At 64.1% G+C, this 13,808-nt stretch carries 12 protein-coding genes; 8 read left to right on the forward strand and 4 right to left on the reverse strand.

Translation table 11 applies throughout. From position 1 onward, the window contains the following. The 3 genes from ACMGDH_RS09435 to ACMGDH_RS09445 all read left to right on the forward strand — a co-directional run bounded on the left by ACMGDH_RS09435 (nucleotide 1) and on the right by ACMGDH_RS09445 (nucleotide 1,917). The gene (locus ACMGDH_RS09435; RefSeq protein WP_436827689.1) at nucleotides 1-1,203 is read left to right on the forward strand and encodes a YdcF family protein; all 1,203 of its coding nucleotides are present in this window, start codon (nucleotides 1-3) and stop codon (nucleotides 1,201-1,203) included. Nucleotides 1,204-1,400: 197 nt separating this feature from the next. Beyond that, the gene (locus ACMGDH_RS09440) at nucleotides 1,401-1,607 is read left to right on the forward strand and encodes a cold-shock protein (RefSeq protein WP_436827690.1); all 207 of its coding nucleotides are present in this window, start codon (nucleotides 1,401-1,403) and stop codon (nucleotides 1,605-1,607) included. Between the two features lie 91 nt (nucleotides 1,608-1,698). Beyond that, nucleotides 1,699-1,917, forward strand: a complete 219-nt coding sequence (locus ACMGDH_RS09445) for a hypothetical protein (protein WP_436827691.1) — start codon at nucleotides 1,699-1,701, stop codon at nucleotides 1,915-1,917. 87 nt (nucleotides 1,918-2,004) lie between these two features. Here ACMGDH_RS09445 and ACMGDH_RS09450 read toward each other — a convergent pair whose 3' ends face one another. Genes ACMGDH_RS09450 through ACMGDH_RS09465 form a run of 4 tightly spaced genes read right to left on the reverse strand, consistent with a single transcriptional unit; the run spans nucleotide 2,005 to nucleotide 6,849 of the window. Then, the gene (locus tag ACMGDH_RS09450) at nucleotides 2,005-3,270 is read right to left on the reverse strand and encodes a Gfo/Idh/MocA family protein (protein WP_436827692.1); all 1,266 of its coding nucleotides are present in this window, start codon (nucleotides 3,268-3,270) and stop codon (nucleotides 2,005-2,007) included. Next, the gene (locus ACMGDH_RS09455; protein WP_436827693.1) at nucleotides 3,267-4,082 is read right to left on the reverse strand and encodes an FAD:protein FMN transferase; all 816 of its coding nucleotides are present in this window, start codon (nucleotides 4,080-4,082) and stop codon (nucleotides 3,267-3,269) included. The genes ACMGDH_RS09450 and ACMGDH_RS09455 overlap by 4 nt, the downstream gene beginning before the upstream one ends. Nucleotides 4,083-4,123: 41 nt before the next feature. Continuing rightward, nucleotides 4,124-5,437, reverse strand: coding sequence for a Gfo/Idh/MocA family protein (locus ACMGDH_RS09460; protein WP_436827694.1), 1,314 nt, complete (start codon nucleotides 5,435-5,437; stop codon nucleotides 4,124-4,126). Nucleotides 5,438-5,451: 14 nt separating this feature from the next. Then, complete coding sequence (locus ACMGDH_RS09465) at nucleotides 5,452-6,849, reverse strand: 3-keto-disaccharide hydrolase (protein ID WP_436827695.1); 1,398 nt, start codon at nucleotides 6,847-6,849, stop codon at nucleotides 5,452-5,454. A gap of 237 nt (nucleotides 6,850-7,086) precedes the next feature. Between ACMGDH_RS09465 and ACMGDH_RS09470 the strand changes: the two genes are divergently transcribed. The 5 genes from ACMGDH_RS09470 to ACMGDH_RS09490 all read left to right on the forward strand — a co-directional run bounded on the left by ACMGDH_RS09470 (nucleotide 7,087) and on the right by ACMGDH_RS09490 (nucleotide 13,808). Further along, nucleotides 7,087-7,845 (forward strand): FadR/GntR family transcriptional regulator, encoded by a 759-nt coding sequence (locus ACMGDH_RS09470; protein ID WP_436827696.1) that lies wholly within the window; start codon nucleotides 7,087-7,089, stop codon nucleotides 7,843-7,845. 251 nt (nucleotides 7,846-8,096) lie between these two features. Further along, nucleotides 8,097-11,165 carry a TonB-dependent receptor gene (locus ACMGDH_RS09475; RefSeq protein ID WP_436827697.1) on the forward strand — a complete coding sequence of 1,023 codons (3,069 nt, stop codon included), beginning with the start codon at nucleotides 8,097-8,099 and terminating at the stop codon, nucleotides 11,163-11,165. Between the two features lie 64 nt (nucleotides 11,166-11,229). Continuing rightward, nucleotides 11,230-11,826, forward strand: a complete 597-nt coding sequence (locus ACMGDH_RS09480; RefSeq protein ID WP_436827698.1) for an SRPBCC family protein — start codon at nucleotides 11,230-11,232, stop codon at nucleotides 11,824-11,826. Next, on the forward strand, nucleotides 11,826-13,016 hold the full coding sequence (locus ACMGDH_RS09485; protein ID WP_436827699.1) for a zinc-dependent alcohol dehydrogenase: 1,191 nt from the start codon (nucleotides 11,826-11,828) through the stop codon (nucleotides 13,014-13,016). The genes ACMGDH_RS09480 and ACMGDH_RS09485 overlap by 1 nt, the downstream gene beginning before the upstream one ends. A gap of 6 nt (nucleotides 13,017-13,022) precedes the next feature. Further along, entirely contained in the window at nucleotides 13,023-13,808 is a 786-nt protein-coding gene (locus tag ACMGDH_RS09490) for an SDR family NAD(P)-dependent oxidoreductase (RefSeq protein ID WP_436827700.1), read from the forward strand.

Genomic DNA, 13,808 nt, shown 5'->3' on the forward strand with positions numbered 1-13,808 from the left:
GTGAAACTGCTGGCCGTGGCGCTCGCGGCCGCCGCTTCTCCCCTCGCGACCGTCCCGGCTCACGCCGGGGCGGACCGCACTGCCGAGGTGCAAGCGGAAACGGTGCAAGACCGGCTGGCCGACGCGTTGTCGCAGCGACTGTTTCCGTTGCTCAGCGGAGCGGTGCAGCGCGGCGGCACCGCCGCACTGGCGGGCGAGCCTGAGCTCGCTCGAGTGCTGGCCGACCGCGCGGCGCGGCGCATGATCTGCGACAAGGATGCGACCTGCACGGCAAAGGCGATGTTGTGGAGCGATGCCGAGGCCGCCGCGCTGGCAGCTGCCTTCGGCACGCTCCCGGACGCGCGCTCCGCGTCGCTTCCCGAGGACGACCTGGCGGCAGGGATCGGGCGTGAGGTGCAGGGTATCAACGTCGTCATCAACACCTATGCATTGGGCGGCGTCCCGCCCTATCCGGCGATCGACGGTTCCGGCATCCCGGCCGACGGCGCGGAATCGCAGACCCGCCGCAAGGCCGCGCTCGCGCTGGCGAATACGCCGCGCGCAGGATCGCTGCAGGCGCTGGACCCGTCGATCGAGTTCGCGATCGCCCTGCTCGACACCAACGATCGCACCGACGCGATCGGCTTCGAACCACTTTCTTCCGGCCTCAACGCAGCGGCGATGGCGCGCGCGAAGACGCTCGACTGGAAACGATACCGCTACAGCGCAATGATCGTCACCGGGGTGGGCCCCGAAACCCCGGACATGCCGCTGAGCCCGCTGGGCAAGCTCCACCTGCGCCTCGCGGCCAACCGGTTCGCGCAGGGCGATGTGCCCTTCATCATCGTCACCGGGGGCCGGGCGCACCCCCGCGCGACGCGCTTCACCGAAGCCGAGGAGATGCGCAAGGCGCTGATCGAGCGGCACGGCGTGCCTGCCGAGGCGATCGTGATCGAACCCTATGCCCGGCACACGACCACCAACCTGCGAAACGCCGCACGGCTGCTCATGATGATGGGCGCCCCGCTCGACAAGGATACGCTGATCGTCTGCAACCCGGTGCAGAGCGCCAATATCGAGAGTCCCGCCTTCGTCGCGCGGAATCAGAGGGAGCTTGGCTATATGCCCGGCAAAGTCGGCAAGCGCCTGTCGCCGACCGAGCTCGAATTTCGTCCGTCGGCCCTTTCCGCGCGCGTCGATCCGCGCGACCCGCTCGACCCCTGAGATGCCAACGCAAATTGCACGCGAATCGGTCGTCCCCTTCCTTTTCGGCGCAAATTCCCTATATCCAAGGGGCTGACGTCGCATGCGACGGATATCGGGCCGCTTCGGCTGCTCCCTTTGTCCCTTTCTAGCTAACCGAAGCCGGGATGCGCCGCCATTGGCGCATGCCCGTCATGCATGGGACAAAGGATACCCATATGATCACCGGAACCGTGAAATTCTTCAACAATGACAAGGGCTATGGCTTCATCGCGCCGGAAGGCGGCGGTGGCGACGCCTTCGTCCATATCTCTGCCGTCGAGCGCGCAGGCATGCATACGCTCGATAAGGACCAGCGCGTCTCGTACGAGCTGGAGACGGACAACCGCGGCAAGACCTCGGCAGTCAATCTCCAGGCCGCTTGAGGCTGAACTGATCGGGCGGGCCTCCAAAGGGCCCGCCCGGTTACGTGCAGACCACCCGGCCAATCGCGCCGCCGCTAAACCGGAGTACCCTATGTCCAGAGCGATCAACATCGATGCCACGAAAGACCATGTTCTAGCCACCTGCGCCAAGCGCAAGGTTCCGATCAGCGCCATCGAAGCGCTCCATTCCGGCGGCACACGCGTCGTGATGAACAACGCCGACGACGCCGCGCTCATCGCCAAGGTTTACGGCAAGAAGGTCATCACCAGCGCCGTGACGCGCACCCCCACGCGGCTCGGCTTCGCTTAAGGCCGCGCGGGCGCGCGTCTGCGCCCCGTATCGAAAGCACGAGGGCTCGCAGCGCGTCAGGGAGAATAGCGGGCCTGGCCTTCGGAGTCAGACCGTGACAAGCGATGACGGCCAGTCGACCGCCTGACCGCTATCCATCGCCTGTTCGCCCAACAACGATGCCACACTCGCCCAATAGGCTTGGCGCAGCATGCCGGGCACCGGGGTGCCGCTGCGGACCGCCTCGCCGAACGCCTCGAACTGCAGCATCGTCTCGTCATATTCGCCCCAGCCGAGCGACTCGCCGGGCGTAGTCACCGGCAGTTCGGGGAACCAGGTCGCGCCGCCGATCGGCACGGGGCGCTTCTGGCCCTGCTTCACATCTTCCGTCATCTTCCGAAGCGCGCGGACGCCAGGCGGATTTTCCTTGAAGATCCGGCCCAGCTCAGGCTCGATCGTGCCCTTGCTTCCCTGAATCTGCTCCTCGCAACCGTAGCGGGCATTGTTCAGCAGCGAGGTCCAGACGAGCTTCCTGCCGCCTGTATAGTCATAGACCAGCGCGGCATGATCATAGACTTCGCGGCCATCCTTCCAGAAGCAGATGCTTCCCGATCCGATCACGCGGGTCGGTGCGGCCTCGAGGAACCAGTTCGCGACCTGGAGCTGATGGGTGGCGAGTTCGGTCATAAGCCCGGCAGAGCTTTCGCGGTACAATCGCCAGTTGATCCTGCGCTCGAGATCGCTCCCAGCGGGAATCGGACGGCGCCAGCTGTTGTTGCGATGCCAGCTCGCCCGGATCTGGGTGATCGGACCGATCTCACCCGCCTTCACGCGCTGAAGCGCGTTCAGATAGGTCGGGTTGAACATCCGCTGATGCCCGATCTGCAGCACCTTGCGGCTTCGCTGGCTCCCCCTCACCATCGCGCTGCAATCGTCGATCGTCCGCGCCATTGCCTTCTCGCACCACACGTGCAGCCCGGCGTCGAACGCGTCGAGGCTCTGCCGCGCGTGGACATGGAGCGGCGTCGCGATGACCACGGCATCGAGCCCGCCAGCATCCAGCATCGCGCGATGATCGGCAAAGGCGCGCGTGGCGGGATCGAGCAATGCGCGGCCCCGCGCCAGATGCGGCTCATAATTGTCGCAGATCGCCGCCACCGTGCAGTTGCGGGTCTTGGCGATGTTCCGGATCAGTGTCCGGCCGCGGTCACCCGTACCGATCACGCCGAGGCGCACACGATCGGCTCCCGCCGGCTGGGCGCGGGCGGCAAAGGCAGCCCATGGGGCGGCAGTGGCCATTCCCGTAGCCGCAGATGCCGTCAGCACACGATCGATGAAGGCCCGTCGCGAGAGGTCAAATTCCTTGTCGATCATTGAATAGCGGTCCTCGCTGGCGAAAGGCGCGTCGCCGCCTCACGGGTGAAATCAAACAGGAAACAGCGCGGCTGCGCATCGAGCAGGCGGCTCGCCTGCTCGTCGTCGGCGACGAGTAAGGCAGTGCTCATCGCCTCCGCCTGTGCGCCGCTGCGCTGCACGGCAATAGTAGTGCGCCGGTCGGTAACGATCGTGCTGTCGGTCGGGCGGATCATCGCGGCGCGATCCGGAGCATTGGTCCCCGCACCAACCGTAGACGAGAAGGACAGCGCTTCGTCCCTCAACTCCAGCTCAAGGAGGGTCCGGTCGGGCCGCAGCGGATCCGGGATCGCGAACGGCCATCCGCCGCCCAGGGGATGCTCGCCGACGACCGCAATCGAGCTCTCCCCTGCCGACAATAGCACCGATCCGGCGCCTGCACTTCGCAAGACATCGCACGCCCGATCGAGCGCAAAACCCTTGCCGAAGCCACCGAAATCGAGTGCGACGGGCCGCGAGGCCCGGATGCGGGCATTGCCGCGATCGAATGCGATCGCGCCCCACCCTGCTCCTGCCAGGCGGACATCGGCCGCGGGATCGAACAAGCCTTGCGTCAGCGCGTGCGCTTCTTCGATCTCGACCAGCGCATCGAGCAGCAGCGGGTCGTCGATGGCCGCTTCCCGGCCATTCATCAGACTCTTGTTGAGCGCAGTCGTTGCGGAAGGACGATGAATCGTCAGCGTGTCGTCGACCGCCTCGATCGCGCGCCGCGCTTCGATCAGCGCACCGTCATCCGACGCGCCGAATCGATGCAATTCGATCCGGGTACCCATTGCGACGAACCGCTCGACCTGCGTCGTGATTGGCGCGGGCGTCAGGCCTTGACCTCCCAGCCTGGCTCATAGTCGACCGACCACAGCTTCATGCCCTCCGGGCTCGAGGGCCTGCCCGTCTTCGCATCCAGCGACAGCGTCGTGCCGGTGCGATATGCTATGTTGCCCAGATGGCAGAGCGACGTGCTGATATGCCCCTCCTCGATCGGCGAAGCGAGTGCCTTTGCCCGGCCGCGGATCACATCGGCCAGATTGCCGGTGTGATAGACGTCGAGCGCGCCTTCGCCAACCGTCCCTGTGGTTTCCGAGCTCGCCGCCGCAGCCACCTGTCGAAGCTGCTTGCCCGCCAGATCGAACAACTCGAAACCGTTGCGGTCGACGATCGCCGATCCCTTGGTGCCCAGCAGCAGCACGCCGCGGCCGCGGCCATAGCGCTGCATGGCGTTGCAGCTGTGCCCGTCCCAACGGATCCTCCGGTTGTCCGGATAGGCCAGATCGAGCGCAAGCGTATCGTACATCTCCCAGTCGTCGCCGCGGAAGAACTGCCTCGATCCGCGCGCCGTGACTGTAGTGGGATAGGTCAGCCCCATCAGCCAGCGCGCTACATCCAGCTCGTGCATCGCATTGTTGCAGAGCTCGCCGGTGCCGTACTTCCAGAACCAGTGCCAATTGTAGTGCACCAGGTTCGAGCGATAAGGGCCGCGGGGGCGCGGCCCCTGCCATAGATCCCAGTCGAGATGCGCCGGGGGCGGAACTTCCTGCCCGCGGCCGATCGAAACGCGATTGTTGGCGTACCAGGTCTGCGCCTCGTACACGTCGCCCAGCTCGCCTGCGCGGATCAGGTCCGCCAGCTGGTGCGTCTCCTGGCTCGATCGCTGCTGGTTGCCCACCTGCAGATGCCGCCCAGTGCGCCGTTGCACGGCGATCAGCGCTTCGCCTTCTGCCGGCGCCATGCCGATCGGCTTCTCGATATAGACGTGCCTGCCGGCGTCCATCGCATCGATCGCCAGCTTGGCGTGCGAATGGTCCGGCGTGGCGACCGTCACGACATCCGCCGACTTGCTGTCGAGCAGCCGGCGATAGTCGCGCTCGGTCTTCGGCGCGGCATGTCCCTTGGCCGCGAACTCCCCCGCACGCTTGGCAAGCACCTGCGAATCGACATCCACCAGATGGGTTATCTCGACGTTCGGCAGCTTGGAAAAGGCGCTCATATGCGCCTGTCCCCGGCCATTCACGCCGATGACCGCGACGTTCAGGCGATCGTTAGCGCCCTTGATCCGGGCGTAGCTGCGTGCGCTGATCGTCACGCTCAGCGCCGCGCCTGCGCCCTTGATCATCGTCCGGCGGTCCAGCATCGATTCCGGTCCCTTCACAGTTCGCGCAGCTTGATCGAGCGGAAGTCCACGCGGTTGCCGTGATCCTGGAGCAGGATAGGGCCGGTCTCCCATTCGCCGAACTTCGGCCATTTGGCATATTTGCTCTGGGCGACGAGCGCGCGGAATTCGGGCGATCCGCGCTCATATTCCACCACCTTGAAGCCGTTCAGCCAGTGCTCGACGCGGCGGCCGCGGACCAGGATCACGGCGCGATTCCACTCGCCGGGCGGGTTGAACCTTTTGTTGGGACTGGCCGGATCGGACAGGTTCCGCGCAGTGATGAGGTCGTAAAGCGATCCCAGCGTCCGGTTGCCGTCGCGGCCCATCTTGGCGTCTGGGTGGCGCGCGTCGTCGAGCAGCTGATATTCCAGCCCGATCGCCGACCCCTCGCCTTTCAGCAGATCGGGATCGACGAAATATTTGATCCCGCTGTTGGCGCCGGGCGTGAGCCGGAAATCGACCGACAGCTCGAAATTCCGATACTCGTGCGTCGTGATGATGTCGCCGCCATTGGTCGATTCGGCGCCGTCCGCCCCATCGACCGAGAGCACGCCGTCGCGGATCGACCAGCCCTTGCTCGGAAATTCCTGTGCCTTGGCGCTGCGCCAGCCGCTGGTCGTCCTGCCGTCCCACAGCAGCTTCCAGCCGGCGCGCTGCTCGGCATCGGTCAGCTGGTTGGCCAGCCACCCCTGCTGCTCCAGCCCGGTGGACGGCGAAGCGAAACGAGCCGGCGCATCGGTGATGACGTGGATGTTGCGGAAGCGCACTTCGGGGCCCCGGCTCGCTTCCGCATCGGAGATGGCGTGGACCTGGAACGCGATGAAACCGCGCGCGTCGGTATCATCGGCGATGTCGGCTGCCGGCACCCCGTTCACGAAGGTTCGCAGACGATTGCCGATCGCTTCGATCCGGTAGCGGTTCCAGTCACCCGAACGGAAAGCCCGCCGTGCGGCATCGTTGCGGCCGAGCGTGTAGAGCCACTGACGGCGCTGCTCGTCGTAGATGCCTCCGCTCCAGCCACGCGCCGACGGATCGATCTCGGCCTGATATCCGTGGACAACGCCGTTGCGATAGTCAGGCCTGCTCTGCCCGCGGATCATTACTCCGGAATTGAGCATCGGATCCGTCCTGGCTTCGAATTCGAGGATGAAGTCGCCGTATAGCGCGTCCGACACTAGCCAGCTGTTGGCGGAGCCCGGCGCCGCGCGCCCTATGACTTCGCCATTCGTGACGGTGAAAGTGGCGTTTCCGCCAGTGGCGTGCCAGCCGGCCAAATCGGCGCGCGGGGTTATGTCGCGCCATTGCGCCTGGGCCTGGGCAGCGGCCGGAATGGGAGCCGCGGCGACGAGCGGCGCTGCGACCAGGGCCAGAAAAGCGAATCCTCGAGCCATGGCGTTTTCCTCACCCCTTGTTCCGAGAGCAGATCGGCGAACCCTTGACGCTCTCGTGTTATGTGCCGCTCGTCGTAGCCGCCGGCGGCCTCTCCTGCTTCTCCAATAGATGGTGGTCGGACCACGTGCAATAGGATGTCAGGCAATTTATCAGGGAACTTGAAGACAAACCGCGCGGAGCAAAGTAGGATGGGCCCATCATGGGAATCTCTGGCGGGCAGGACGCTCCGCCGATCGATGGGGGATGAAATGCGAGCGGCTGAACGCGGTGGCAAACTGTATCGCAAGATCGTGCAGGCCATCATCACCGATATCTCCAACGGCCTTTTCCCCGTGGGATCGCGCCTTCCCGCCGAGCGCGACCTCACCGAGCGGTTCAAGGTCAGTCGCCCGACGATCCGGGAAGCGATGATCGCGCTGGAGATGCAGGGCATCGTCGAAGCGCGAAAGGGGTCCGGAGTGTTCGTGCTCGCCTCCTCTACCGCCGAGGTGGATGAGGAACTCGATATCGGCGCGTTCGAGATCACCGAGGCGAGACGGCTTCTGGAGGGCGAAGTCGCGGCGGTTGCTGCGACGGAGATCGACGAGAAGCAATTGGAAGAATTACGTATTTTGCTAGCGCAGATGGCGCAGGAAGATACCGTTATCGCCGAGGCAGCCGATCGCCGCTTTCACATCGCCATTGCCGAAGCGACCGGCAACGCAGTCATCATCTCGGCCGTAACCGACTTCTGGGACCTGCGCTTCCGCTCGCCGCTGGCGCGCGAAGTGCTGTTGAAGGCAGGGAGTCTGGGAACGGAGAATCGCATGGCCGAGCACGGCCGCATCCTGAGCGCGCTGGAAGCCCGATCGCCGGTCGACGCCCGCAACGCGATGCGCGACCACCTCACTCGCGTCATCGATCATCTTCTCGACGTGACCGAAACCGAGGCAGTCGAACGCGCGCGTGCGGAAACCGATCAACGGCGGCGCGCGCTGGCCCGTCGCTCGGTCTGATACCGGAATCGCCCCTCGGGCAACGAGAGGTCCCGTCCTTCTTAATTCCCAAAGGCGACAGCGAACCTCACCAAGGTAAGTCAAGTGCTGCTCGCGCCGAATTTGGCCTGACCCGCTCCCGCAACATGTCAGGCACTATTGTCATATATAATTGGCGATGATACCTGCTTCTCTAGCTGGCCAATAAAAGCAACCTGTCAGCTACCGTCCTGGACAGATCTCCAGGGCCTGGGCCTATTGGGAGAGGCGATATGAGCTGCAACGGCTGCAACAAGCGTGGGCTGCTGATTTCGACGAGTTTCATGAGCCTCTTGCTGGCGTCACCCGCCGCAGGACAAACGGGCGAGCAAACCCCCGCGCCGGAAGCCGCTCAGACGGACGAAGAGAACTCCGTCGCCCCACCGCAAGCCGATACGCCTCCGCAGGAATCGGAAATCATCGTTACCGGCTTCCGAGCCTCGCTGAACAGCGCGCTCAATCTGAAACGGCAGGAGACTGCGGCGGTCGACAGTATCGTCGCGGAAGACATCGGCAAATTCCCGGATTCCAACCTGGCGGAATCCATGCAGCGCGTTCCCGGTGTGGCACTGTCGCGCGGCGACGGCGGCGAAGGCCGGAACATTTCGGTGCGCGGACTCGGTGCGCAGTTTACCCGCGTGCGGATCAACGGGATGGAAGGCGTCTCGCAGGTCAGCGGTAGCGACATTCGCGGCGGAGTCAGCTCGGGCCGCTCGTTCGATTTCATCACCTTCCCAACCGAGATCTTCTCGTCGCTCTCGGTGCGCAAGACGACCTCCGCAGACGTGGAGGAAGGATCGCTGGGCGCGACGGTCGACCTGCGTGCGCCCAAGCCGTTCGACCAGAAGGAAGATTTCACCTTCTCCGGCACCGCGCGCGGTATCTACAACGACATCAGCAAGAAGGCCGACCCGCGCCTGTCCGCGCTGGTGGCGAAGAAGTTCGGCGACACGTTCGGCGTGCTCGGCAGCATCGCCTATTCGAAGCGGCATATCGAAGAATATGCCTATTCGGCAGTCGATATCCTGCCGACCTATGTTGCCGGCCAGTCCCAGTCGGTCCTGCTGCCGGGCCAGACGACCGCGACCTCGATCATCTTTCCGTTCTGTACCCCGATCGGTTACACCTATCAGGGCGTCGCCGTCACCAGTCCCGGCCCGAATAACACGGTCGGCAACCCGGGCGTTTCGGTCGGCGCCGACGCGAACAATTGCAGCACCGGCAATCCGCGCACCAGCACCAAGGAGGCATATGACTATATCATGAGCCGCACCGGCGTGTCGGGGCGGCCCGGTGGCGGCGTGTTCCTTCCGCGCCTGCCGCGCCCGGTCAAGTCGAGCCAGGAGCAGGAGCGTATCGCAGGATCGCTGACGCTGCAGTGGAAGCCGAGCGACCGCACCGACATCTCGATCGACGGCCTTTATTCCCGGTTCAAGGTCGATCGCCTCGATACGATGCTGGACGCACGCTCGATGGGCCGCACCTTGTCGAACGGTGGGCAGCCCATGATGTCGATCAAGGACATCGAAGTCGACGACCAGGGTTCGCTGATCTACGGTTTGTGGGATGGCGTCGATCTGCGCTCGGAAATGCAGAACGAGAAATTTACCTCCACCTTCCGCCAGATCAACCTCAACTTCGATCACCGGTTTTCCGACAGCTTCCGTGTCTACGGTCTCGCCGGCATTTCGGATTCGATATTGCAGGTCAACAAGTTGCAAGTGGCGATGGACGCCAATGACACCGACAACTTCTCGATCGACTTCCGCGACAATCCCGAAACTCCGAAGCTGAGCTACGGCGTAGACCCAACCGACGCATCGATCTTTTCCTATGGACCACCGCTGCCGGACGGCAATCAGCGCGGCCAGATCTCCAGCTTCGATCGTCGTAATACGATCGTCAGCAAGACGTTTGAACTCAACACCGAATGGGAAGCCGCACCTGGCTTCACGCTGCAGGCCGGCGGCCAGTATCGCACAGGCGACTATACCCAACGCCAATATGACCTGATCCCGTCCCAGCGCTTGCCCCAGACGTTACCGGCCGGTGTTTCGCTGAGCGACCTGACCTTCATCACCAGCGGAGTCGCCGACAATCTGGGCGGCAACATGCAGGATTTTGCCGCGATCGATCCCGACAAGTTCCGCAGAGCGGTGGATTTCGACAACACCTATAAATACTGCGGCATCGAATGCGGCAGCGGCTATGGCAAGGTCGAGGAGAAATATACCTCGGGCTATCTGATGGTGAAATTCAGCACCGAGGATACCCTGCCGATCGCGATCCGCGGCGACGCCGGCGTCCGCTACGTTCGTACCGAGCTGCACACCGAGGGGACGATTCCGGTCAACGCACCGGCCGGATCGCCCTATCCGACGCTGGGCGTCCTCACCACCGTCGAGCGCTCCTATGAGGACTGGCTGCCCTCAGTCAACGTCGCGGTCGACCTGACGTCCAACCTGATCGGCCGCCTGTCCGCGGCGCGTGTGATGTCACGCCCCTCCTACGGCCAGCTGATCCCGAGCGCGAGCGTCAACGCCGTCATCCGTACCGGATCGGCCAGCAACCCGTTCCTAGATCCGATCCGCGCCAATACCTTCGACGCGGCGCTCGAATGGTATTTTGCGCCGGGCTCGCTGCTGTCGGTCGCCTATTTCCACAAGGACATCGAGACCTACATCCAGAACACGAACCAGCTGGTGCCGTTCAGCGCGCTCAATCTGCCGCTCTCGCTGCTCTCGGGCAGCACCGCGAGCCCGGACGAACTGTTCAACTTCTCGCGCAGCAACAACACGCCCGGCGGTCCGCTGCGCGGGTTCGAAGTGAACCTGCAACTGCCGTTGCGCTTCCTGCCCGGCTTCCTCAGCAACCTGGGCGTGCTCGGCAACTTCACCCGGGTACGGTCGAACATCAACTACATCCTGCAAACCGACCCCGCCACCGGCCAACCGACGCTGACCGTGACCGCGCCCCTCGTCGGCCTGTCGCCGGAAACGGCCAGCGGTACGGTTTATTATGAGGATGATCGCTTCAGCATCCGCTCGACCGTCAACTATCGTGCCGGCTATCTCACTGGCATCCCGGGACCGCAGGACAGCGACGCAAACGGCGCGACGAGCTCGATCTTCGTCGATGCGTCGGCCTCGTACAACCTCAGCGAGAACATCAAGCTGATCGCCGAGGTGTCCAACATCACCAACGAGCAGAACAACCTCTATACCGACACCACGCGGCAGGACCCGCTCTACACTTCCTATTTCGGCCGCACGTTCGCACTGGCGGTGAACTTCCAGTTCTAGAAAATCGCGGGAACGGGCCGGGCGGGCACTTCGTTCTGGAGGCAACTTCGGAAGGGAGACCGCCATGGCCGATACGATCGAGCCGGCACTCGCGGATGATGCTCCGCTTGCCGCCTCCAAGCATCAATCCGCGGCAGTAGATGCCGCCACTGATGCTTTGGTCGAGAACAGAGGCGACACGCTCGTCGGGCGGAGCGTCACGATAAGCCGCCCCCGCAGCGAGCTTTTCGCCTTCTGGCGCGATTTTGCCAATCTCGCGCGCTTCATGGAGAATGTCGAACGCGTCGATGTGCTCGACAGGAAGCGTTCGCATTGGGTAGTCAAGGCGCCCGCCGGGAAGACCGTCGAGTGGACCGCGACCATCACCGACGAGCAGGAAGGCGCGTTCATCGCCTGGGCATCCGACAAGGGCGCAGACGTTCCCAACAGCGGGCGGATCGAGTTCCGCGACGCGCAGGGGGATCGCGGCACGATCGTAACCGCGACGATCCTCTATGATCCGCCCGCGGGGATCATCGGCAAGGTGATCGCGAAGATGTTCCAGCGCGAGCCCGCGATCCAGGCCCGCCGCGATCTTCGCCGCTTCAAGCAGCTGATGGAAACCGGGGAAATCGCCACCGGCGCGCGCAATCGCCGCCTCCAGGAAGAAGGGAAGAACTGATGCGCGCCCTGGCCTGGCACGGGAAGCACGACGTGCGCGTCGATACCGTCGACGATCCCGAAATCCTCAACCCGCGCGACGCGATCATCAAGGTGACTTCCACCGCAATCTGCGGCTCCGACCTGCATCTGTACGACGGCTATATCCCTACGATGATGGCGGGCGACATATTAGGCCACGAGTTCATGGGCGAGGTGGTCGAGGTGGGCCCCAAGTCGACGCTCCGGAGGGGGCAACGCGTGGTGGTGCCTTTCACAATCTCGTGCGGCGCCTGTTATCATTGCGGGAAGCACCAATATTCGGCGTGCGAGAACAGCCTGCCCGCCGACAATCAGGACATCGCGATGGAGCTTTACGGCACTCCGATGTCCGGCCTGTTCGGCTACAGCCACATGACCGGCGGCTATTCGGGCGGCCAAGCCGAATATGTCCGAGTGCCGTTCAGCGACGTGGGGCCGATCGTGATCCCGGACGGCATCGAAGACGAGAAAGTGCTGTTCCTTTCGGACATCCTGCCCACCGGCTGGATGGCCGCGGAGAACGCCGAGATCGAGCCGGGAGACACGGTGGCGGTATGGGGCTGCGGCCCGGTGGGTCTGTTCGCGGTCCAGTCGGCGTTCCTGATGGGCGCCGAGCGGGTGATCGCGATCGATCATTTCCCGAACCGGCTGGAGCTCGCGAGGAAGTTCGGCGCCGAGACGATCAACTTCGAGGAGACCAAGACCTACGAAGCGCTGATGGAGATGACCGGCGGAATCGGCCCAGATGCGTGCATCGACGCAGTGGGGCTCGAGGCACATGGACTGTTCGTCGACAATGTCATCGACCAGATCAAGGCATCGACCTTCCTCGGCACGGACCGCCCGCATTCGATCCGCCAGGCGATCATCGCATGCCGCAAGGGCGGGCGCGTATCGATGCCCGCCGTCTATGGCGGCTTTGTCGACAAATTCCCGCTGGGTGCGTTGATGGAGAAGGGGCTGACGCTCAAGACCGGCCAGACCCACGTCCAGCATTACATGCCCGGGCTGCTCAACGCGATCACGGAGGGGAAGATCGATACCACCTTCCTGATCAGCCACACGCTTCCGCTGGAGGAGGCGCCCAGGGGCTACAAGATGTTCCACGACAACCAGAACGAAGTGACGAAGGTGGTTCTCAAGCCCGACCTCGCGCTGGCGGCGGAGTAAGGCGCGATGGCCAACAAGCTGGCAATGGTCACCGGCGCCTCGACCGGCATAGGGTTCGAGCTCGCCTCGCTGGCAGCCAAACAAGGCTATGACCTGGTGGTGGTCGCGAACGAGCCGCTGATCGACGCAGCGGCGCGGGACTTCGAACAGTTCGGCGTGCAGGTCACCCCGGTCGAGGCCGATCTGGCGACGTTCGAGGGCGTCGATCGACTACTGGATGCGGCCGGCGGGCGGCATATTGACCTGCTGTTCGCCAATGCGGGCACCGGGACCGGCCGCGCCTTCCTGGACCAGGAAGTATCGGTGTGGCGCCACGCGGTGGACACCAACATCACCGGCACCCTCTATCTGCTGCAAAAGGTGCTGAGGCAGATGGTGGCGCGGGGGGACGGCAAGATCCTGGTGACCGGTTCGATCGCGGGCTACATCCCCGGCACCTTCAACGCTGTCTACAACGCGACCAAGGCATTCCTCGACAATTTCACCGAAGCGCTGCGGAACGAGATCAAGGACGTGGAGGGCGTCACCCTCACCACGCTGATGCCGGGCCCGACCGATACCGAATTCTTCGCCCGCGCCGATATGCTCGACACCGCGGTCGGCCAGAGCGAGCACAAGGCCGATCCGGCGAAGGTTGCAAAGGACGGCTGGAACGCGCTGATGGCCGGCAAGGGCCATATCGTCTCCGGCCTCAGCAACAAGCTCCAGGTTGCCGGATCGGGGGTCGTTCCCCAATCGGTGCTCGCCGAGATGCACCGCGGCATGGCCGAGCCCGGCAGCGGCAAGGAATAG

The organism is Sphingomonas radicis (genome assembly GCF_051400635.1).
In the GTDB taxonomy this organism is placed as follows: domain Bacteria; phylum Pseudomonadota; class Alphaproteobacteria; order Sphingomonadales; family Sphingomonadaceae; genus Sphingomonas.